We start from the raw sequence: 21,381 nt of genomic DNA, 5'->3' as shown, positions 1-21,381 counted from the left end.
CAAAAGCTGTCATCCCTGACAAGCTCGGCCCGCGCGATTACGCACCTCATCCCTGAGGTGCGCCCGTTGCCGGGCCAACGCGTTGCGTTGTTCAAAAACGCTCCTGGCGTTTTTGTCCATGGCGCGGGACGCTTTCCTCTTCTGCCCCTGTTCCCTGCGTCTTGAGTTTCTCAGTTGCGGCCAGATTCATCCAGGCCCCTGAGCTTACTGGTGTGTCACCACAATCAGGCGCAGCGCGTCGAGACGCCAGTTGGCCTGATCGAGACTTTCCAGCACCTGTTCACGGTTGCTTTCCAGCGCCTCGACTTCATCGTCACGGATGTTCGGGTTGACCGCCTTCAGCGCGTTGAGACGGGAGAGTTCTGCGCCCAGCTTCTCGTTCGCTTCGGCACGCGCAGCATCAATCACCGCACGCGCTTCGCTGACCACGCTCTCTTCGCCCTGGGTCAGAATCGCATGCACATCCTGCTGCACCGCATTCACCAGTTTACTGGCGGTATGACGGTTAACCGCATTCAGCTGACGGTTAAAGCTTTCGAACTCAACTTTGCCCGCCAGGTTAGTGCCTTTGGTATCCATCAGCAGACGGATTGGCGTCGGCGGCAGGAAGCGAGTCAGTTGCAGATGCTTCGGTGCCTGCGCTTCAACCACATAGATCAGCTCGACCAGCAGCGTCCCCACCGGCAGCGCCTTGTTCTTCAGCAGTGACAGTGCGCTGCTGCCGGTATCGCCCGACAGAATCAGATCCAGACCGTTGCGGATCAGCGGATGTTCCCAGGTAATGAACTGGGTATCTTCGCGCGATAGCGCCTGATCGCGGTTGAAGGTAATGGTGCAGCCATCTTCCGGCAGGCCAGGGAAATCGGGCACCAGCATGTGGTCGGAAGGGGTCAGCACAATCAGGTTATCGCTGCGATCTTCCTGATTGATACCGACGATATCGAACAGGTTGAGCGCGAAGTTCACCAGACCGGTGTCGTTATCCTGCTCGCTGATGGCATTGGCCAGCAGCTGAGCCGATTCGCCGCCGTTGGAGTTCAGCTCGAGCAGGCGATCGCGACCCTGTTCCAGCTGCAGTTTCAGCGCGTCATGCTGTTTACGGCAGTCGGTGATAAACGCATCAAAACCTTCGCTGTTTTCCGGCGCGGCCAGATAGCCGATCAGTTGCGAATGGACGCTGTCATAGATTGTCCGGCCGGTCGGGCAGGTATGTTCAAACGCGTCCAGCCCTTCGTGATACCAGCGCAGCAGCACCGCCTGTGCGGTCTGCTCCAGCCACGGCACCAGAATCTGAATATCGTGCGCCTGACCGATACGATCCAGACGACCGATACGCTGCTCCAGCAGGTCCGGGTTAAACGGCAGGTCGAACATCACCAGACGGCTGGCAAACTGGAAGTTACGGCCTTCAGAACCGATCTCGGAGCACAACAGCACCTGCGCACCATTCTCTTCTGAGGCGAACCAGGCTGCGGCACGGTCACGTTCAATGATCGACAGACCCTCGTGGAACACCGCTGCACGGATACCTTCGCGTTCACGAAGTACCTGCTCCAGCTGCAGCGCGGTGGCCGCTTTGGCGCAGATCACCAGCACTTTCTCTTTACGGTTGGTGGTGAGATAGCCCATCAGCCATTCCACGCGCGGATCGAAATTCCACCAGGTGCCGCTGTCGCCTTCAAATTCCTGATAAATCTGCTCCGGATAGAGCAGGTCACGCGCCCGCTCTTCTGCACTTTTGCGCGCGCCCATAATGCCGGAGACTTTAATCGCCGTCTGATACTGCGCAGGCAGCGGCAGGCGGATCTGGTGCAGCTCGCGTTTCGGGAAGCCTTTAACCCCATTACGGGTGTTACGGAACAGCACGCGGCTGGTGCCGTGGCGGTCCATCAGCATGGAGATCAGCTCCTGACGCGCTTCCAGCTTGCCGTCACGGTCGCTGTTGGCAACCTGCAGCAGCGGTTCAATGTCCTGCTCGCCGACCAGATCGTTGATCCGGTTCATCTCCTCCTGGGAGATCGCTTTATCCGCCAGCAGCGCCGTGACTGCATCGGCAATCGGACGGAAATGCTGCTGCTCTTCAACAAATGCGGCAAAGTCATGGAAACGATTAGGGTCGAGCAGGCGCAGACGGGCGAAGTGACTCTCCATGCCCAGCTGCTCAGGCGTTGCAGTCAGCAACAGAACCCCGGCGGTTTTCTCAGCCAGCTGTTCGATAACCTGATATTCACGGCTTGGCTCACCTTCTGACCAGGCCAGATGGTGCGCTTCATCGACAACCAGCAGATCCCATTCGGCATCGGCCAGCATCTCAAGACGCTGCTTGTTACGGCGCACGAAGTCCAGTGAGCAGATAATCAGCTGCTCTGTTTCAAACGGGTTATCGCTGTCGTGCTGCGCTTCGGTATAGCGGTCGTCATCAAACAGCGCAAAGCGCAGGTTAAAGCGGCGCAGCATCTCGACCAGCCACTGGTGCTGTAAAGTTTCAGGCACCACGATCAGGACGCGATCGGCACGGCCAGCCAGCAGCTGTTGCTGGATGATCATCCCGGCTTCAATAGTTTTACCCAGGCCAACTTCATCGGCCAGCAGGACGCGCGGCGCATGGCGGCGGCCGACATCGTGGGCGATATGCAGCTGGTGAGGGATCAGGTTGGTGCGCATGCCGCGTAAGCCGCTGATTGGCAGACGATATTGCTCACTCTGGTATTTACGGGCGCGGAAGCGCAGGGCAAAACGATCCATCCGGTCGAGCTGGCCGGCAAACAGGCGATCCTGCGGCTTACTGAACACCAGCTTGCTGTCGAGCATGACTTCGCGCAGCATCACTTCGCTCTCTTCGGTATCCAGACGGGTACCGATATAGGTCATCAGGTCATTTTCGTTGCGTACTTCATCGACGCGCATCTGCCAGCCTTCGTGGCTGGTGATGGTATCACCCGGATTAAAGATGACGCGGGTAACCGGCGAATCGTTGCGGGCGTAGAGGCGGTTTTCCCCCGTGGCCGGAAACAGCAGGGTGATCATTCGGGTATCGATCGCCACCACGGTGCCCAGTCCCAGTTCACTTTCCGTATCACTAATCCAGCGCTGACCTAATGTAAAAACCATATATTTTTTGCTCGAATTTTAACGTTTTTAGAGGTGTTCCCAAAGCTCAGGCAATAGCGTTACCGCCAGACAACAAGGCCTGGAGCGTACTTAAGAGCGGTGAGTTTCAGGAAGGGCGCTATGGTACTGGATGGCAGGACGTTCGTCACCTGTCAAAAAAGCCCCAGCTGTCCGGTAATAAGTGTAGCAAAGTCCCCTTCGACAAAAGGCAGAATCCCCTCTGCGACCGGCTGAAGTTGCTTCGTCACGTAGTGGTCATAGTCCAGCGGCGTGCTGCGCGCCTCCAGTGGCTCGGGGCCTGCGGTGGCGATGACATAACGGATCCGGCCACCATTCTGGTACTGCAAGGGCCGGTTTAATTTACGATTGTGCTCATCGGCCAGCCTGGCGGCGCGCACGTGCGGGGGCACGTTTCGTTCATATTCTTTCAGCGGACGCCGCAGCCGCTTTTTGTAGATCAGCTGATCGTCGAGTTCACCCGCCAGCAACTGCGCCACGGTTGTACGGATATAATCCTGCCACGGCTGACGGTGGAAGATACGGTGGTAGAGCTGCTGCTGGAACGCTTTTGCCAGCGGCGTCCAGTCTGTTCGCACCGACTCCAGCCCCTTAAAGACCATGCGCTCACCGGCGGCGTCACGAATCAGTCCGGCGTAGCGTTTCTTGCTGCCCTGTTCCGCACCACGAATGGTCGGCATCAGAAAACGGCAGAAGTGGTTTTCATACTCCAGTTCCAGTGTGCTGGTCAGCCCCTGCGTCTGCTGCAGATGGTCGCGCCACCAGGCGTTCACTTTCTGCACCAGCTGCTGACCAATCGCGGCGGCATCTTCTTCACTGTGCGCCGACTTCAGCCAGACAAAGGTAGAGTCGGTGTCGCCATAGATGACGTCGTAGCCTTCCGCCTCAATCAGCGTACGGGTCTGCTGCATGATGGCGTGACCGCGCAGCGTAATAGAGGAGGCGAGCCGCGGATCAAAGAAGCGGCAGGCGCTGGTGCCCAGCACACCGTAAAAGGCGTTCATGATGATTTTCAGCGCCTGGGACAGCGGCTGATTATTCTGCTTTTTCGCCGCTTCGCGACCCAGCCAGATCTGTTCAACAATCGCAGGCAGGCAGTGGGTATGCCGCGAAAAACGCGCTTCCCGGAAACCCTCAATCGAATCGGCATCATCAGGGTGGGCCAGCCCTTCCACCAGACCCACCGGGTCGATCAGGAAGGTGCGGATAATCGACGGGTAGAGGCTTTTGTAATCCAGCACCAGCACTGAGTCATACAGGCCGGGGCGCGAATCCATCACATAACCGCCAGGACTGGCTTCCGGGGTCACATCACCCATGTTCGGGGCGACAAACCCGGCGCGATGCATCCGCGGAATATAGAGATGACCAAAGGCCGCTACCGAACCGCCATGGCGATCCACCGCCAGTCCATTGACCGCCGCGCGTTCCAGCAGAAACGGCATAATCGCCGTTTTGTGAAAAATGCGCGTCACCAGTTCGCAGTCTTTCAGGTTGTAGCGCGCCAGCGCCGGTTTATCGTTGGCAAAGCGCCAGTTGATCTCCTCCATGCGCTGCCAGGGATTATCAATCGCTTTTCCTTCTCCCAGCAGTTGCTGCGACACGGACTCCAGGCTGAATGAGGGGAAATCCCAGAACGCCGATTTCAGCGCGTCAATGCCATCGATAATCAACCGGCCACTGGCCTGAGCGAAAAATACGCCGGGTTTGAAGCCATGTTCACGCCACTCCAGCGCGGCCTGCTGGCGTCCCAGGCGCAGCGGAATGCCGTAACGATCGGCATGCTTTTGCAGCACCCGCAGGTCAAACTGCACGACGTTCCAGCCAATTAAGACATCCGGATCATGCTCTGCAAACCACTGGTTCAGCGCTTCAAGTAACTGCGGCCGGCTGTCGAGATAGATCAGCTCGAAATCCAGCGTGCTGGCATCACCGTTGGCCGGGCCGAGCATAAAGACCTGGCGCTGACCGCATCCCTCCAGCCCGATGCAGTAAAGCTCGCCATGCTGTGTGGTTTCAATGTCCAGCGAGACCCATTTCAGCGGCGGGCGATAGTCGGGATGGGGTTTGAGTCGCGCATTGACGACGCTGTCACCGCGCTGCTCGCCGTCAAACCAGACCGGCGCGGTAATAAAACGCTCCATCAGGTAGCGCTCCGGCGGACGGATATCGGCTTCATAGACCGGAATACCCTCTTCGCGCAGCCGTTTTTCGATGCGCTGTAGCTGACGGTTCTGCTGGCAGTAGAGGCCAAAAACCGGGCGACGCCGAAAATCTTTCAGCGCCAGCGACTGGATCCGAAACTGACGTTCATCTTTCAGTAGTTCGCTGACCTGCGCCTGAAATTCCTCAGGAATAAACGCGACGGACTCCTGCACCGGCAGCACCACGCGCTGCGCGCCCGCATCGGTCGCGAGCCACAGGATAATTTCGGTGCCATGCGGGCTGTCGCGCCAGTGGCGGGTGAGCAGAAAACCTGCGCGGGGCATATTCAGATGTTCTCCGGACTCAGCATTTCAGGATGAGAAAACCGCTTCAGTATAACATGGATATTTATACAGTTCCCGCCACCCGGTTTTGTCAACATTGTCCTACAATTCTTGCCTTGACGCTGTGTGGCTGGCTCAGGACAATCCAGCCTTCTGCTTTTACTTAGGATGATTATGGAAGCCTGGATTCAACAACTGATTACGCAGTCCCTGGAGTGGGCGCTGTTTGCCGTTGCGCTGGTGACGTTTCTGGAGTCGCTGGCGCTGGTCGGGCTGTTGCTGCCAGGTACGGTGATGATGGCCAGTCTGGGCGCGCTGGTCGGCAGTGGCGAGCTTGGCCTTTACCCTGCCTGGGCGGCGGGCTTTGCGGGCTGCCTGATTGGTGACTGGGTTTCCTACGGCATCGGCTGGAAATTTCAGGGGCCGCTGCATCGCTGGAAGTATCTGCAAAAGTATAAAGGCCTGCTGGATAAAACCGAGCACGCCCTGCATCAGCACAGCATGTTTACGATTCTGGTCGGACGCTTTGTTGGCCCCACGCGTCCGCTGATCCCGCTGGCGGCCGGTATGCTGGAGCTGCCGGTGCGTAAATTTCTGCCGCCGAACATTATCGGCTGCATTCTCTGGCCGCCGCTCTATCTGCTGCCCGGTATTCTGGCGGGGGTGGCGATCGATGTGCCCAAAGCCGCGCAGGGCGGCAGCTTTAAATGGCTGTTACTCGGCGCAGCACTGCTGATCTGGCTGGGTGTCTGGTTATGCTGGCGCTGGTGGCGCAGCGGCAAGAGTCGCGACTGGGCATCGGCCTGGCTGCCGCCTGAGCGCCTGCGCTGGGCTGGACCGCTGGGGCTGGTGATTGCCGTCGCGGCTTTCGTCGGTATTCAGTTCCATCCGATGATGCCCATTTTCCGTCATCTGCTGTGGCAGGTTTTCTTCGCCTGAATCGCTTAACGACGCGGGATGCCAAGCACGTCGGCCTCCCGCGTGTTGCCCGATAGTAACTGTCGGGTCTCACCATCCCAGTAAACCCGGCCATCCACAATCACCACACTGCGCGGCGCAATCTGCTGGGCATCTTCCAGACTGTGCGACACCATCAGCAGCGTGATGCTGCGCGCTTCACACACCGAACGCACCAGCTGCAGCATCTCTCCACGCAGCGCGGGATCCAGTGCAGAAAAAGGCTCATCCAGCAGCAGCACCGGACGGTCACGCAGCAGACAGCGTGCCAGCGCCACGCGCTGTCGCTGTCCACCCGACAGCTCGCCCGGCAGGCGCGTCAGCAGATCGCCTAATCCTACCTGATCGGCCAGCGTAGCAAGCTGCTGGCGCTGCCCGGCGCTCAGCTTCAGTCCGGGGTGCAATCCCAGCGCCATGTTCTGCTGCACGCTGAGGTGCGGAAACAGGTTGTTCTCCTGAAACAGCATCGACACGGGCCGTCTGGCCGGCACGCTGTGGGTGTGCTCCTGGCCGTCAATCATCAGGGTGCCCTGTTTCACCGGCAGGAAACCGGCAATCAGGCTCAGCAGGGTGCTTTTACCGGCCCCGCTGGGGCCGAGGATCGCGATGCGCTCGCCGCGGGTGGCGTTGAGACTAAAGCGCATCGGCAGATGCTGATAAAGGTACGTGAGGTTATTCAGTGTCAGCATGGCGGCCTGGTAATTTTTCCATCAGGATGAACAGCAACAAACAGAGCAGTAGCAGCAGCAGCGCGGTCACTGCACCGTCAGCACCGCGATAGGCACCGATCTGTTGATAGAGGTAGAACGGCAGGGTGCGGAAATCGGCAGTACCAAACAGCGCCACCACACCAAAATCACCGATCGACAGCACGCAGGCAAAGGCCAGCGCCTGGGCCAGCGGACGTTTCAGCGCCCGCAGTTCAATCAGCCGCAGCCGGTTCCAGCCGTGGATATTCAGGGACTCACAGAGTCTGCCGTAACGCTCCGCGACGTCACGCATCGGGTTCTCCAGTACTTTCAGCGCATAGGGAATGGCGATCAGCGCATTGGTGAAGATCACCAGCCCGTCCGCCGACGCCGGCAGACCAATAGTGGCGTTAAACAACAGGAAAAAGCCGGTGGCGAGCACGATGCCTGGCATCGCCAGAATCAGCATGCCGCTGGTGTCAATAAGGGTTGCCGCCGCCGGGCGCTGACGCAGGCGCAGCTCGCGACTGCTCCACAGCAGCATCATGGTCAGCACCACACAGAGCAGACCGGCGCCGGTGGCGATGCGCAGTGAGGTAAACGTCGCCTGCCAGAGTGCAGGCTGCGCCAGCGCGCCGCGCAGTCCGCCGTGCAGACCATCGATGATGACCGCCGCCAGCGGGGGCAGCAGCAGGATCAGCGCCAGCAGGATCAGCAGCGCATCAACCAGCTGCGCCCCGCGCGAATCCTGCGGATCGCGCCAGCCGTTCAGCTGGCTGGTTCCGGCGGGAATCGCCTTGCTGAAGCGCTGGCTGAGCAGCACCAGCGTCACGCAGCAGCCAAGCTGGATCAGCGCCAGCAGTGCTGCGCGTCCGGGATCGTAGTCATAACTCAGTGCCTGGAAAATCGCCAGCTCGATGGTCGTCGCCTGCGGGCCGCCGCCCAGCGAGAGCACGGTAGCAAAGCTGGCGAAACAGAGCATGAAGATCAGCGCGCCGGTCGGCAGCAACTGACGCCGCAGCCATGGCCACTCCAGCAGACGAAAATGGTGCCAGCCGCGCAGGTCGAGCTGTGCCGCCAGCTGACGCTGTTCCGCAGGAATGCTCTCCAGCGCCTGCAGCATCAGGCGGGTCGCCAGCGGCAGGTTAAAGAAGACGTGCGCCAGCAAAATGCCCGGCAGACCGTAGGGAGAGAAGTGGTAATCAATTCCTGCCAGCTGGCACAGCTGCGCCAGCCAGCCGACACGACCATAGACGGTGAGCAGACCAAATACCGCCACCAGCACCGGCAGCACCAGGGTCATGGCGCACAGACGCAGCAGCAGCTGACGGCCAGGGAAACGGCGTCGATAGAGCGCGCGCGCCAGCGGCATCGCCGGCAGCAGCGACAACAGCGCGGAGAGCAGCGCCTGACCAAAAGAGAAGGCGATAACGTGATGCAGGTAATCATCCTGCAGCACGCTGCGCCAGTCATTCTCTGGCGCGGCGCTCCAGAGTGCACCGAAGGCCAGCAGCGCCACGCTGATTAACAGCAGCGTGGCGAGCGAACCGGGGATAAGCCAGCGCGGCATCAGCGGCTGACGGCGCGTTGCCACTGGCTGATCCAGCCTGAACGCTGGCTGGCAACCTCTTCCGGCGAGAACTGCAGGGCGGTGGCGGGCACAGTGAGCGCGCTAAAACCGGCAGGCAGCGGCGTGTCGATTACCGGGTACATCCAGTTACCGGTTGGGATAGTGCGCTGGAAGTCGGGTGACACCATAAACTTCATAAACTGCTGTGCCAGCGCGGGCTGTTTGCTGCTGGCTAACTGCGCGGCAACTTCAACCTGCAGATAGTGGCCCTCTGCAAACGGCGCGGCGGCATAGTTCTCTTTTTTCTCTTCGATGATGTGGTAAGCCGGTGAGGTGGTGTAGCTCAGCACCAGATCGCCTTCGCCCTTGAGGAACAGGCCATAGGCTTCACTCCAGCCTTTGGTCACCGTCACGGTTTTCTGCGCCAGCTTTTGCCACGCCTGCGGCGCCTGATCGCCATAGACTTTCTGCATCCACAACAGCAGACCTAAGCCGGGGGTGCTGGTACGGGGATCTTCGTAGATCACCCGCCACTTCTCCGGGCTGTCGACCAGCTCTTTCAGGCTTTTTGGCGGATTCTTCAGCCGGGTTTTGTCATAGACAAACGCGAAGTAGCCATAATCAAACGGCACGAAGGTGGTGTTGTGCCAGCCGCCGGGCAGTTTTAATTTCGAGGCATCGACCTGACTTTCGGCAAACAGACCGGTTTTCTGCGCCGCCTGTACCAGATTGTTATCCAGCCCCAGAACCAGATCGGCTTTGCTGTTTTTCCCTTCCATGCGCACGCGGTTCAGCAGCGACACGCCATCTTCCAGCGTGACGAATTTCAGTTCGCAGTTGCACTGCGCCTCGAAGGCTTTTTTAACCGCCGGGCCAGGGCCCCAGTCAGCGGAGAAGGAGTCGTAGGTGTAGACCGTGAGAACCGGCTTAGCCGCCAGAACGGGGGCGGAGAGTAACAGCAGCACCGGCAGAACTTTGTTTAACACTTTGCGCTCCTTCAGGAGAATAGGGGATGAGTCGCAAAGGATCTGAGCACAGAGGCCTCCCAAATCCCTACGTCGGTATTAACCGAATCAGGTTCGACGGGTATCTCTCAGCTGCTTGCTGGTGGCAGGCGGCACCCCGTTGAGAACGTCACATTCTAGTCATTTCAGCGCCGGGGCGAAAGCCTCACAGCGCGGGTGGCGCGAACCAGGCGGATTTAAAATCAAACCAGCCCAGCGTATTCATCCGAACGCCGCGCATGCTGCGCTGACCTTCAAGCAGCAGCCAGTGGTGAAACAGCGGATGAAGACCCGCTTCTTCGACTAACTGTTTACTCCATTCAGCCAGCGGCAGCGTTTTCTCGCGCCAGCGAGCCGCATCGCTGTGCCAGTCGATCGGCAGACAGTGATGCAGCAACGGGATCTCATAAAGCTGCGCAAACAGAGAGTAATTCAGCGGCAGGGTAAAGTTCACGCTGCCAAGCCAGATGTCACTTTCTGCTTCGCCCTGGTACCAGCTTTCGTAGCTGATTTCGCGGGTTTCCAGCGTGACGCCATGCTCTGCCAGCAGCGGACGCAGCGCGTTAGCGATGCCTTCATGTTCAACGTGCTGGCTGTACCAGGTCAGCGTCAGGTGGGTTAAGCCGGCCGGCTTTTCCACTGGCGTAAGGTCGCGCCGGTGATGCCAGCGCGGCAGCAGGCCATACGCCGGAAACCAGTAGCGCTGGTAGCCGACACCGGCGTGATTGAGCAGGGCGATAGGATTAAACAGGTAGCTGACCCAGCGCCGGACCGCCTCGTTGCGTCCCTGCTCTGAACGCTGGTCGAACAGCAAATAGTAGCAGCCCTCTTCAAGACGGCTCTCCTCCTGAATCTCATCGGCTCCGTCGCCCTGCAGGCGGACACCGGCATAGACCAGCTCATCGCTGATGTCGGGCAATACCCAGATAGAGACATCATCAATCAGGGCGCGAAAACCAAAATAGTCATCAAACGCCTCGATCTTCAGCTGACTCTCCTGATTGCGGATCACCCGGTAAGGACCGGTGCCAACCGGCTGGCGGGCAAAATCGTGCAGCGTCGGCCATTCGCGCGGCAGGATCATCGCACTGACGCTGCCCAGCAGCCAGGGCAACCCTTCATCGGGCTGGCTTAAGCGGATATCCAGCGTCCAGGGCGCGGGCGAGTCGATCTGCTCGATATGGGAAAAGAGCGGATGGGGGCGCTGACGCTCGAGCGTGGCCAGCACATCCTCCATCTCCAGTTCTCTGCCGTGATGGAAGCGAATCGCCGGACGCAGAAAAAAGCGCCAGTGAAGCGGGGAAGTCTGCTGCCAGTGGTGCGCAATATCGGGCTCGATTTCCCCGTTTTCCTCATTTATCCGCGTCAGACCGTTGAAAATCTGTCGCGCAATGTGGGTTTCGGAGCGCCGCAGCGGCGAACCGGGCAGCAGATTGAGCAGCGGACGATAGTAGAGCACCCGCAGGATATGCTTGCCCTGACGGAAACTGCGCCCCAGGTGCGCGGCGATCATCTGTCGCACCTGATTTTTATCGCCCACCAGCTGGACCAGCTGATCGATGCGATCCTGCTCCAGCAAATCCTCGGCACGCTGCTGCTGCAAAGCCAGTCCGGTATAGCAGAAGGTAAGCTGTGAACGCTTGCCGCGCCCGGCTTCCGCCTGCCAGATCAGCCAGCCCGCGGCCTGCATCCGGTTGAGCAGATTGCGCATATGGCGGCGCGAGCAGTGCAGCAGGTCAGCCAGTTCGCTAAGGGTAATCTCCTGCGTTTGCCCCTGACAGCTCTGCCACAGGCGAATGAACTGCTGCTTCAGACGTGATGAGGACATAAAAGAGGAACTCCTGGTCAAAAGCGCTCTGTTTTTCTTGCCCTATTTTAAGAGCAAACTTTGCGTTATGGGAAGAGCGGGAGGCATTCAGCACTGAATGGCGTTCGACCCTGACTTCGCTGTTCAGCGGAGTGCTTTTCTGAGTAGGGTGCATTTACACCGCCAGCAGATGATCTCTGCTGGCTTTTTTCATATTGCGCGGTATCGTCTACCCTTCTTTTCCCCTCTGTTTGTTCTGTAAGGGATTTCGGTATGAAATCGCTGTTAACGCGGCAGCGCCGCATCAATCCGGTTTACCTCGCATTTATGGTCGCTTCGTTCATGCTGGGCATTGCGGGCGCGCTGCAGGCGCCGACGCTCAGCCTGTTTTTGACGCGCGAGGTGCAGGCGCGGCCCTTCTGGGTCGGACTGTTTTTCACCATCAATGCGGTGGCCGGTATCGTGGTGAGCATGCTGGTGGCAAAGCGCTCTGACAGCGTCGGCGATCGTCGTCATATCATTCTCTTCTGCTGCCTGATGGCGCTGGTCAATGCGCTGCTGTTTGCCTTTACCCGCCACTATCTGACCTTGCTGACGCTGGGCGTGCTGCTGTCGGCGCTGGCCAGCGTCTCGATGCCTCAGCTGTTTGCGCTGGCGCGGGAATATGCCGATCAGTCGGCGCGTGAAGCGGTGATGTTCAGTTCGGTGATGCGTGCGCAGCTGTCGCTGGCGTGGGTGATTGGGCCGCCGCTCTCCTTCGCGCTGGCGCTGAACTACGGCTTTGTGACGCTATTTATGGTGGCCGCCGCGCTGTTTCTGATCTGTATCCTGCTGGTCTGGTTCACCGTGCCGTCGGTGCCACGTTCGCAGCCCCTGATGCAAAGCGGTGGGCTGCCGTTAAGTGGCTGGCGCGATCGCGATGTGCGTTTGCTGTTCCTCGCCTCAGTCGCGATGTGGACCTGCAACACTATGTATATCATCGATATGCCGCTCTATATCAGCACCACGCTGGGGCTGCCTGAGAAGCTGGCCGGTCTGCTGATGGGGACGGCGGCGGGGCTGGAGATCCCGGTGATGCTGCTGGCCGGACATTACGCACGGCGTATCGGCAAGCGCCGGTTAATGCTGATCGCGGTGGCGGCTGGCGTACTGTTTTATCTGGGGCTGGTGCTGTTCAATTCCCGCACGTCGCTGATGGTGTTGCAGCTGTTTAACGCGGTGTTTGTCGGGATTATTGCTGGCATAGGGATGCTGTGGTTTCAGGATCTGATGCCAGGACGGCCTGGTGCAGCGACCACCATGTTCACCAACTCGATCTCGACCGGCATGATTCTGGCTGGTGTCATTCAGGGCACGCTCAGTGAGCGGCTGGGACACGAGGCGGTTTACTGGCTGGCATTCGGGCTGGCGATTGTGGCGCTGGTGATGTCGGCACGGGTGCGCGACGTATAAAGAAGAAGGGCGACCCGATGTCGTAATGCCAGTCAGTTAAGCGACAGGTGATAACGCAGTCTGGTGCCGGGCAGGGGCTGGCGGTCCTCGCGCCGCTGCGCGGTTCCTTCACGTCATTCCTCTGGCTGACGGACCGCCGGGGATGGCACATCCTGTGCCGCCCCGCCTTTCGCCCGCGTCCTGCGGGCTCTCCTGGTAGACTCATTCTGTTCAGCGCTGCGGATTGCCTGCCCCTGCCCGGCACCGGCCTGCTCTGAAGCTTGAGTGCATGTTGTCAGAAAGGGCACGAGAGTGGAGGCTCAAAGCCGAAGGTACCGCGTGAGCGGCGCGAGGACGGCCCGGCAGCAGCAGAGGTGCGCTGGCCCGCACTGCGGCTCGCTCGCCCGGAAAAAAGGCTGCCACGTTTGACCGTGACAGCCTTTACCAATCTAATCTTAACTGATCAGCATTACGACCTGATGTCGCCCTGCTTTCACTCAATCAGCGCAGGAAGGCGGGCTGATTCTGCTCATACTGCGAAATCGACGCTTCGTGCTGCAGCGTCAGACCGATGCTGTCGAGGCCGTTAATCATGCAGTGGCGGCGGAAGCTGTTGAGCTCGAACGAATAGACTTTATCGCCAGCGGTGACCGTCTGCGCTTCCAGGTCTACCGTGAAGCTGATGCCGGGCTGGTCCGCAACCAGTCTGAACAGCTCATCCACTTCCTCTTCGCTTAACTTCACCGGCAGCAGCTGGTTATTGAAGCTGTTGCCATAAAAGATATCCGCGAAGCTCGGCGCAATCACCACGTGAAAACCAAAATCGGTCAGTGCCCAGGGCGCATGCTCACGTGAAGAGCCGCAGCCAAAATTTTCACGCGCCAGCAGGATGCTGGTGCCTTTGAACTCAGGCTTGTTCAGCACAAAGCCGGGCGTTGGCACGGTGCCGGCGTCATCTTCAAAACGCCAGTCGTGGAAAAGATGCTGTCCAAAACCGGTGCGCGTAACCTTCTGCAAAAACTGCTTGGGAATGATCGCGTCCGTATCGACGTTCGCGGCATCCAGCGGCGCAACAATGCCGGTGTGCTGAGTAAATTTATTCGCCATGACTTAAGCTCCTGTCGTCAGTTCACGGATGTCGGCAAAGTGGCCGGTTACGGCAGCCGCCGCGGCCATCGCCGGGCTGACCAGGTGTGTACGTCCACCACGGCCCTGACGGCCTTCAAAGTTACGGTTGCTGGTTGACGCGCAACGCTCACCCGGATTCAGGCGGTCATTGTTCATCGCCAGACACATAGAGCAGCCTGGCAGACGCCATTCAAAGCCCGCTTCCAGGAAGATTTTGTCCAGACCTTCCGCTTCGGCCTGCGCTTTCACCGGGCCGGAACCCGGTACCACCATGGCGACCACGCCAGGTGCGACTTTGCGGCCTTTGGCGATGGCGGCGGCGGCACGCAGATCTTCGATGCGTGAGTTGGTGCAGGAGCCGATAAACACTTTATCAATCGCCACATCGGTCAGTTTGATGCCTGGCTGCAGGTTCATGTAGGCCAGGGCTTTTTCGGCTGAGGCGCGCTCAACCGGATCGGCGAACGAGGCCGGATTCGGGATCACCTGATCAACGGCAATAACCTGACCCGGATTGGTGCCCCAGGTGACCTGCGGAGCAATCTCTTCAGCATGCAGCGTTACCACCGCATCATATTTCGCGCCTTCGTCAGACTTCAGGGTGCGCCAGTAATCAACGGCCTGCTCCCATTTCTCACCCTGCGGCGAGAACTGACGACCTTTCAGATAGTTGAAGGTGGTTTCATCCGGTGCCACCAGGCCCGCTTTCGCACCCATCTCAATCGCCATGTTGCACAGGGTCATACGACCTTCCATGCTCAGCGCCTGAATCGCCGGACCGCAGAATTCGACCACATAGCCGGTTCCGCCTGCGCTGCCGGTTTTGCCGATGATCGCCAGCACGATATCTTTAGCCGTAATGCCGGTTGACGCCTGGCCCAGCACTTCAATCTTCATGGTTTTTGCGCGACCCTGTTTCAGGGTCTGCGTCGCAAACACATGTTCAACTTCAGAGGTGCCGATACCAAAGGCCAGCGAGCCAAACGCACCGTGAGTCGCGGTGTGCGAGTCGCCGCACACAATCGTCATACCCGGCAGCGTCATGCCCTGCTCAGGACCGATAACGTGGACGATGCCCTGGAACGGATGATTCAGGTCATACAGCTGTACGCCAAACTCAGCGCAGTTCTTCATCAGCTCCTGCATCTGAATACGCGCCATCTCGCCCGATGCATTGATATCTTTGGTCTGCGTAGAAACGTTGTGATCCATAGTGGCAAAGGTTTTGCCCGGCTGACGGACTTTACGTCCGTGCGCGCGCAGACCATCAAAGGCCTGGGGCGAGGTCACCTCATGGATCAGATGGCGATCAATGTAGAGTAACGGCGTCTCTTCTGGCGTTTCGTGGACGACATGTGCATCAAATAACTTCTGGTATAAGGTTTTCATTTTTTTATTTTTCCTCGGCGATAAAGCGAGCAATGATGCTGCCCATCTCATCTGTGCTGACCGCTGGGCCATCACCGGCTAAATCTTTGGTGCGGTAGCCCTGTTCCAGCGCACGGCTGATGGCGCGTTCGATACTGTCGGCAGCCTCATCAGCATTCAGGCTGTAACGCAGCAGCAGCGACAGCGACAGGATCTGGGCGACCGGGTTGGCAATATTCTGACCGGCGATATCCGGCGCCGAGCCACCCGCGGGTTCGAACAGGCCAAAGCCCGCTTCATTCAGGCTGGCGGAAGGCAGCATCCCCATCGAGCCTGTAATCATGGCGCACTCATCAGAGAGAATATCGCCGAACAGGTTGGAGCAGAGCAGCACGTCAAACTGCGACGGGTCCTTGATCAACTGCATGGTGGCGTTGTCGATATAGATGTGGCTCAGCTGCACGTCCGGATACTCTTTGGCCACTTCGTTGACGATTTCACGCCACATCACGGAGGTCTGCAGCACGTTGGCTTTATCAACCGAGGTGACTTTGTTACGGCGTTTGCGCGCCGATTCAAACGCGATGCGGGCAATACGCTCAATTTCGAAACGGTGATAAACCTCGGTATCAAATGCACGCTCTTCCGGACCGCTGCCTTCACGTCCTTTCGGCTGACCAAAATAGATACCGCCGGTCAGTTCACGCACGCACAGAATGTCGAAGCCTTTGGCAGCAATGTCGGCGCGCAGCGGGCAAAACGCCTCCAGTCCGCTGTAGAGTGCAGCCGGACGCAGGTTACTGAACAGCTTAAAATGTTTGCGCAGCGGCAGCAGCGCACCGCGCTCCGGTTGCGATGCCGGCGGTAAGTGCTCCCATTTCGGGCCGCCAACGGAACCAAACAGAATCGCGTCGGCCTGCTCGCAGCCTGCAACCGTTGCGGGTGGCAGGGGTTCACCATGCTGATCGATAGCAACGCCGCCGACCGCATACTCCTGGGTGGTGATCTGCATATCAAAGCGCTGACGAATGGCATCCAGCACTTTCATAGCCTGCGCCATCACTTCCGGGCCGATACCATCACCGGGTAAAACTGCGATATGAGATGAGCTGGACATGGTTATACGGTTTCCTTCTGATCTTTAAATTTGCGCTGCAATTCTTGTTCAACCTGACGGGCACGCCAGATATTGTTCAGAGCATTGACCATCGCTTTGGCGGAGGACTCCACAATATCGGTCGCCAGACCAATGCCGTGGAACTTGCGGCCGTTGTAGCTCACGACGATATCGACCTGACCCAGCGCATTCTCGCCGTGGCCTTTCGCGGTCAGCTTGTAGTTAACCAGCTCAGCGTCGAACTGGGTGATACGGTTAATCGCCTGGTAGACCGCGTCAACCGGGCCATTACCGGTGGCTGCATCCGATTTAGCGACATCGCCGCAGCCCAGATTGACAGAGGCGGTGGCGGTGATGCTGGAACCGGTCTGGACGTTAAATTCGTGCAGCTGGAAATGTTCCGGCTCTTCATTCTGCTTGTTGATGAAGGCCAGCGCTTCCAGGTCGTAATCGAAAACCTGACCTTTTTTGTCGGCCAGCTTCAGGAAGGCGTCATACAGCGTATCCAGATTATAATCCTGCTCGGCATAGCCCATCTCTTCCATGCGATGTTTTACCGCCGCGCGGCCAGAACGTGAGGTCAGGTTCAGCTGGATTTTGTGTAAGCCGATCGATTCCGGCGTCAGGATTTCATAGTTCTCGCGGTTCTTCAGCACGCCATCCTGATGAATACCCGAGGAGTGAGCGAAGGCGTTAGAGCCGACCACGGCCTTGTTCGCCGGGATCGGCATATTGCAGATCTGGCTGACCATCTGGCTGGTGCGGTAGATTTCCTGATGATTGATATTGGTATGCACGTTCATGATCTGCTGGCGGGTTTTAATCGCCATGATCACCTCTTCCAGTGCACAGTTACCGGCACGTTCACCCAGGCCATTCATCGTTCCTTCAACCTGACGCGCACCCGCCTGTACGGCAGCCAGGGCGTTGCCCGTTGCCATACCCAGGTCATCGTGGGTGTGAACAGAGATAATCGCTTTGTCGATGTTAGGAACGCGATTCATCAGCTCACTGATTATGTGGGCATACTCGCCTGGCAGGGTGTAGCCAACGGTATCCGGGATGTTAATGGTGGTGGCACCGGCGTTAATCGTGGCTTCCACCATCCGGCACAGGTCATCAATCGGGGTGCGGCCGCCATCTTCGCAGGAGAACTCAATGTCGCTGGTGTAGTTACGCGCACGCTTCACCATATGCACCGCACGCTCAATCACTTCCGGCAGCGTGCTGCGCAGTTTGGTGGCGATGTGCATCGGCGAGGTGGCGATAAAGGTATGAATACGGAAGGCTTCAGCAACGCGCAGTGATTCGTACGCCGCATCAATATCTTTTTCCACACAGCGTGCCAGACCGCAAACCCGACTGTTTTTAATGGTGCGTGCAATGGTCTGCACAGACTCAAAGTCGCCCGGTGAGGAGACCGGGAAACCGACCTCCATCACATCCACGCCCATGCGCTCAAGCGCTAAAGCAATCTGCAATTTTTCTTTCACACTCAGGCTGGCCTGTAATGCCTGCTCACCGTCGCGCAGAGTGGTATCGAAAATAATGACTTGCTGGCTCATCGTAATCATCCTTATGCTTTTTCTGGCCTGGCAACGAGCATAAAAAAACCCGCGACAGGCGCGGGTTTTTAACTTTCAGCAGGTTTGAATCAGTGTTTGATTCCGCCCACAAGTCTACCGCGCAAGCTGAGTGCGTTTAGTAGTAGACCGAGAAGGCGAACAGAACGAAACATGGATTCAAACCTTATAAAATGTTGTGCTGTACATATTGGTACTGGAATCACTCAGGGATGTCAACCTTCAATGCAGGGGTATTCTTAGTGGTGCCAGAGGAAGATATTCTGTTATTTAACGGTCAGGCAGCGTAATGAACAGCGCCGTAGTGGCTGCGGAAGTGAACAACCCGGGTATGAGCACTGATTTTGCGGGAGTTTGATTTTATTATATTGAAAATAAACGACTTTATCTGAAATATGTCTCGCGAGGATACAGGATATATCACCTGCTCTTTAGCATAATCGAATGCGCTTCAACGATTTAATGGTTAATTACGCCAGAAAAGAAAAGTGTCAGGCGATTGTGGGCCAGGGCAGCCGGGTAATAAGTTTTCGTTATTTCTTAGATCACGCTGAAAATAATTTCTTAATCAGCATTTTCCTCTGCGGTTCTGCCGCGTAATTAGTTTAATCCGCGCAGCCAATTCTTATCGGGCAGAGCCTTTACGCCCCTGCCTTTTAATTTACGTGGGTTTGCGGTTTGCCTGCCCGGTTAACTGCGGTTATGGTAATCGACCTACTCTCAGAAAAATAAACTCAACAGATTTCTCTGTAACCGGACAGCGGCAGTTGTTTCCGCTGTCATGCATAAACATAAGATTTTGATTGGCAAAGCAGGCACCAGGGCAATGTGGTACGCGTTAACGGGCGTATTAACAGAGCCGGGTCCTCAAGCCTGGAGGCAGAAGATGGAGATGTTGTCAGGAGCCGAAATGGTCGTCCGTTCGTTAATCGATCAGGGCGTTAAGCAGGTATTCGGTTATCCGGGTGGCGCAGTGTTGGATATCTATGATGCGCTGCAAACCGTCGGGGGTATCGATCACATTCTGGTGCGTCATGAGCAGGGTGCGGTGCACATGGCTGACGGCCTGGCGCGCGCCACCGGTGAAGTCGGCGTGGTGCTGGTCACCTCCGGACCCGGCGCAACCAATGCGATTACCGGTATCGCCACCGCCTATATGGACTCGATTCCGCTGGTGATCCTCTCGGGTCAGGTTCCCTCGTCGCTGATTGGCTATGACGCCTTTCAGGAGTGCGACATGGTCGGCATCTCTCGTCCGGTAGTGAAGCACAGCTTCCTGGTGAAAAGTACCGAAGAGATCCCAACCGTGTTGAAAAAGGCGTTCTGGCTGGCTTCCACCGGACGTCCGGGGCCGGTGGTAATCGATCTGCCAAAAGATATTCTGAATCCGGCCAACAAGTTGCCTTATCACTGGCCGGATACGGTGAGCATGCGCTCCTACAATCCGACTATTCAGGGCCATAAAGGTCAGATTAAGCGTGCGCTGACCACATTGCTGGCCGCGAAGAAGCCGGTGATCTACGCCGGTGGTGGTGCCATTACCGCAGGCTGCGAAGCAGAACTGTTAAAGCTGGCCGAAAGCCTGAATATTCCGGTGACGACCTCGCTGATGGGCCTGGGCGCGTTTCCTGGTACTCATCGTCAGTGCGTTGGCATGCTCGGTATGCACGGCACGTACGAAGCCAACATGACGATGCACAATACCGACCTGATTTTTGGTATTGGTGTTCGCTTTGATGACCGCACCACCAACAACCTGGCAAAATATTGTCCCAACGCCACGGTGATGCATATTGATATCGACCCGACCTCTATCTCCAAGACGGTGGCGGCGGATATTCCGATTGTGGGTGATGCGAAGCAGGTGCTGCAGCAGATGCTGGAGTTACTGGCGCAAAGCGAAAGCCAGCGCGCTGAGAGCCTGCACGACTGGTGGCAGGAGATTGAGGGCTGGCGCAGTCGTCACTGCCTGGAATTTGATCGCACCAGCGACAAAATCAAGCCGCAGGCGGTGATTGAAACCATCAGCCGTCTGACCAAAGGCGATGCATATGTGACCTCGGATGTGGGCCAGCACCAGATGTTTGCTGCGCTCTATTATCCCTTCGACAAACCGCGTCGCTGGATCAACTCCGGCGGTCTGGGCACCATGGGCTTTGGCCTGCCTGCTGCGCTGGGCGTGAAGATGGCGCTGCCGGATGAAACAGTCATCTGCGTTACCGGCGATGGCAGTATCCAGATGAACATTCAGGAGCTTTCCACCGCGCTGCAGTACGATCTGCCGGTGCTGGTGCTGAACCTGAATAACCGGGTGCTGGGTATGGTGAAACAGTGGCAGGATATGATCTACTCCGGCCGTCACTCACAGTCTTACATGGAGTCGCTGCCTGACTTCGTGCGTCTGGCGGAAGCCTACGGCCACGTCGGGATCGCGATTGAGCATCCGGCTGAGCTGGAAGAGAAGCTGACGCTGGCGCTGGAAACCCTGGCGAAGGGACGTCTGGTATTCGTAGATGTCACCGTTGACGGTAGCGAGCATGTTTACCCGATGCAGATTCGCGGTGGCAGCATGGATGAAATGTGGTTGAGCAAAACGGAGAGGACATAATTATGCGTCGTATTTTATCAGTTCTGCTGGAGAACGAATCCGGCGCATTATCCCGTGTCGTCGGCCTGTTCTCGCAGCGCGGCTATAACATTGAGAGCCTGACCGTGGCACCAACGGATGATCCTACGCTGTCGCGGATGACCATTCAGACGGTGGGCGATCAGAAGGTGCTGGAGCAGATTGAAAAGCAGCTGCACAAGCTGGTGGATGTGCTCCGCGTCACCGAGCTGGGGCAGGGCGCCTATGTTGAGCGCGAAATCATGCTGGTGAAGATTCAGGCGAGCGGTTATGGCCGCGAAGAGGTGAAGCGTAACGCCGAGATCTTCCGCGGTCAGATCATCGACGTGACGCCGACGCTGTACACGGTTCAGCTAGCCGGCACCAGTGATAAACTGGATGCCTTCCTGAGTACCGTCCGCGATGTTGCCGAAATTGTTGAAGTGGCACGCTCCGGTATCGTCGGCGTTTCACGCGGCGATCGCATCATGCGTTAATCACGCT

Annotated in this window: 15 protein-coding genes and 1 riboswitch; of the genes, 4 read left to right on the top strand and 11 right to left on the bottom strand. The window is 57.9% G+C overall.

From position 1 onward, the window contains the following. Positions 1-204: 204 nt before the first annotated feature. Positions 205-3,111: an RNA polymerase-associated protein RapA gene (rapA, locus tag FOV68_RS16715; RefSeq protein ID WP_031594018.1), complete on the bottom strand. Its 2,907-nt coding sequence runs from the start codon at positions 3,109-3,111 to the stop codon at positions 205-207. 152 nt (positions 3,112-3,263) lie between these two features. Beyond that, the gene (polB, locus tag FOV68_RS16710; RefSeq protein ID WP_109652403.1) at positions 3,264-5,624 is read right to left on the bottom strand and encodes a DNA polymerase II; all 2,361 of its coding nucleotides are present in this window, start codon (positions 5,622-5,624) and stop codon (positions 3,264-3,266) included. Between the two features lie 168 nt (positions 5,625-5,792). Here polB and FOV68_RS16705 point away from each other — a divergent pair, with 168 nt between their 5' ends. After that, positions 5,793-6,557 (top strand): DedA family protein, encoded by a 765-nt coding sequence (locus tag FOV68_RS16705; protein ID WP_010253821.1) that lies wholly within the window; start codon positions 5,793-5,795, stop codon positions 6,555-6,557. A gap of 5 nt (positions 6,558-6,562) precedes the next feature. Here the strand turns inward: FOV68_RS16705 and thiQ are convergent, their stop codons facing one another. The 4 genes from thiQ to sgrR all read right to left on the bottom strand — a co-directional run bounded on the left by thiQ (position 6,563) and on the right by sgrR (position 11,666). Next, a complete protein-coding gene (gene thiQ / locus FOV68_RS16700; RefSeq protein WP_143991240.1) occupies positions 6,563-7,264 on the bottom strand; it encodes a thiamine ABC transporter ATP-binding protein ThiQ in 702 nt (233 codons plus the stop codon). Continuing rightward, positions 7,248-8,858: a thiamine/thiamine pyrophosphate ABC transporter permease ThiP gene (thiP, locus tag FOV68_RS16695; protein WP_143991239.1), complete on the bottom strand. Its 1,611-nt coding sequence runs from the start codon at positions 8,856-8,858 to the stop codon at positions 7,248-7,250. Before thiP ends, thiQ begins: the two co-directional genes overlap by 17 nt. After that, positions 8,834-9,820 carry a thiamine ABC transporter substrate binding subunit gene (gene thiB, locus FOV68_RS16690; RefSeq protein ID WP_031594581.1) on the bottom strand — a complete coding sequence of 329 codons (987 nt, stop codon included), beginning with the start codon at positions 9,818-9,820 and terminating at the stop codon, positions 8,834-8,836. Before thiB ends, thiP begins: the two co-directional genes overlap by 25 nt. Positions 9,821-9,866: 46 nt before the next feature. Continuing rightward, positions 9,867-9,969: riboswitch (TPP riboswitch) on the bottom strand. 35 nt (positions 9,970-10,004) lie between these two features. After that, positions 10,005-11,666 carry an HTH-type transcriptional regulator SgrR gene (sgrR, locus tag FOV68_RS16685; RefSeq protein WP_143991238.1) on the bottom strand — a complete coding sequence of 554 codons (1,662 nt, stop codon included), beginning with the start codon at positions 11,664-11,666 and terminating at the stop codon, positions 10,005-10,007. A gap of 252 nt (positions 11,667-11,918) precedes the next feature. Here sgrR and FOV68_RS16680 point away from each other — a divergent pair, with 252 nt between their 5' ends. Next, positions 11,919-13,097: an MFS transporter gene (locus FOV68_RS16680; RefSeq protein WP_010253833.1), complete on the top strand. Its 1,179-nt coding sequence runs from the start codon at positions 11,919-11,921 to the stop codon at positions 13,095-13,097. A 480-nt stretch (positions 13,098-13,577) separates the two neighbouring features. On the opposite strand, the gene leuD is transcribed toward FOV68_RS16680, so the two are convergent. The 5 genes from leuD to leuL form a co-directional block, all read right to left on the bottom strand. Continuing rightward, positions 13,578-14,183 carry a 3-isopropylmalate dehydratase small subunit gene (gene leuD, locus FOV68_RS16670; RefSeq protein WP_143991237.1) on the bottom strand — a complete coding sequence of 202 codons (606 nt, stop codon included), beginning with the start codon at positions 14,181-14,183 and terminating at the stop codon, positions 13,578-13,580. 3 nt (positions 14,184-14,186) lie between these two features. Continuing rightward, positions 14,187-15,593: a 3-isopropylmalate dehydratase large subunit gene (gene leuC / locus FOV68_RS16665; RefSeq protein ID WP_010671818.1), complete on the bottom strand. Its 1,407-nt coding sequence runs from the start codon at positions 15,591-15,593 to the stop codon at positions 14,187-14,189. A gap of 4 nt (positions 15,594-15,597) precedes the next feature. Further along, positions 15,598-16,689 (bottom strand): 3-isopropylmalate dehydrogenase, encoded by a 1,092-nt coding sequence (gene leuB / locus FOV68_RS16660; protein ID WP_039386486.1) that lies wholly within the window; start codon positions 16,687-16,689, stop codon positions 15,598-15,600. A 2-nt stretch (positions 16,690-16,691) separates the two neighbouring features. Beyond that, complete coding sequence (leuA, locus tag FOV68_RS16655; RefSeq protein ID WP_143991236.1) at positions 16,692-18,254, bottom strand: 2-isopropylmalate synthase; 1,563 nt, start codon at positions 18,252-18,254, stop codon at positions 16,692-16,694. An 89-nt stretch (positions 18,255-18,343) separates the two neighbouring features. Next, complete coding sequence (gene leuL / locus FOV68_RS24595; protein ID WP_099257765.1) at positions 18,344-18,427, bottom strand: leu operon leader peptide; 84 nt, start codon at positions 18,425-18,427, stop codon at positions 18,344-18,346. A 731-nt stretch (positions 18,428-19,158) separates the two neighbouring features. Between leuL and ilvI the strand changes: the two genes are divergently transcribed. Together ilvI and ilvN are read left to right on the top strand one after the other, a co-directional pair. After that, positions 19,159-20,880: an acetolactate synthase 3 large subunit gene (gene ilvI / locus FOV68_RS16645; protein ID WP_031594410.1), complete on the top strand. Its 1,722-nt coding sequence runs from the start codon at positions 19,159-19,161 to the stop codon at positions 20,878-20,880. A 2-nt stretch (positions 20,881-20,882) separates the two neighbouring features. Beyond that, on the top strand, positions 20,883-21,374 hold the full coding sequence (ilvN, locus tag FOV68_RS16640) for an acetolactate synthase small subunit (RefSeq protein WP_003854770.1): 492 nt from the start codon (positions 20,883-20,885) through the stop codon (positions 21,372-21,374). Positions 21,375-21,381 lie beyond the last annotated feature (7 nt).

This window comes from Pantoea sp. paga (assembly GCF_007558755.1).
Lineage (GTDB): Bacteria > Pseudomonadota > Gammaproteobacteria > Enterobacterales > Enterobacteriaceae > Pantoea > Pantoea agglomerans.
The sequence above is the reverse complement of the archived record's forward strand: the minus strand, read 5'-3'. Positions and strand labels throughout refer to the sequence as shown.

What these genes read in the sequence shown, in the direction of transcription:
- sgrR (WP_143991238.1), bottom strand. Translation starts at nt 11,666, where the DNA reads ATGTCCTCATCACGTCTGAAGCAGCAGTTCATTCGCCTGTGGCAGAGC.
- rapA (WP_031594018.1), bottom strand. Translation starts at nt 3,111, where the DNA reads ATGGTTTTTACATTAGGTCAGCGCTGGATTAGTGATACGGAAAGTGAA.
- leuD (WP_143991237.1), bottom strand. Translation starts at nt 14,183, where the DNA reads ATGGCGAATAAATTTACTCAGCACACCGGCATTGTTGCGCCGCTGGAT.
- leuA (WP_143991236.1), bottom strand. Translation starts at nt 18,254, where the DNA reads ATGAGCCAGCAAGTCATTATTTTCGATACCACTCTGCGCGACGGTGAG.
- leuL (WP_099257765.1), bottom strand. Translation starts at nt 18,427, where the DNA reads ATGTTTCGTTCTGTTCGCCTTCTCGGTCTACTACTAAACGCACTCAGC.
- ilvN (WP_003854770.1), top strand. Translation starts at nt 20,883, where the DNA reads ATGCGTCGTATTTTATCAGTTCTGCTGGAGAACGAATCCGGCGCATTA.
- ilvI (WP_031594410.1), top strand. Translation starts at nt 19,159, where the DNA reads ATGGAGATGTTGTCAGGAGCCGAAATGGTCGTCCGTTCGTTAATCGAT.
- FOV68_RS16680 (WP_010253833.1), top strand. Translation starts at nt 11,919, where the DNA reads ATGAAATCGCTGTTAACGCGGCAGCGCCGCATCAATCCGGTTTACCTC.
- leuC (WP_010671818.1), bottom strand. Translation starts at nt 15,593, where the DNA reads ATGAAAACCTTATACCAGAAGTTATTTGATGCACATGTCGTCCACGAA.
- thiQ (WP_143991240.1), bottom strand. Translation starts at nt 7,264, where the DNA reads ATGCTGACACTGAATAACCTCACGTACCTTTATCAGCATCTGCCGATG.
- FOV68_RS16705 (WP_010253821.1), top strand. Translation starts at nt 5,793, where the DNA reads ATGGAAGCCTGGATTCAACAACTGATTACGCAGTCCCTGGAGTGGGCG.
- leuB (WP_039386486.1), bottom strand. Translation starts at nt 16,689, where the DNA reads ATGTCCAGCTCATCTCATATCGCAGTTTTACCCGGTGATGGTATCGGC.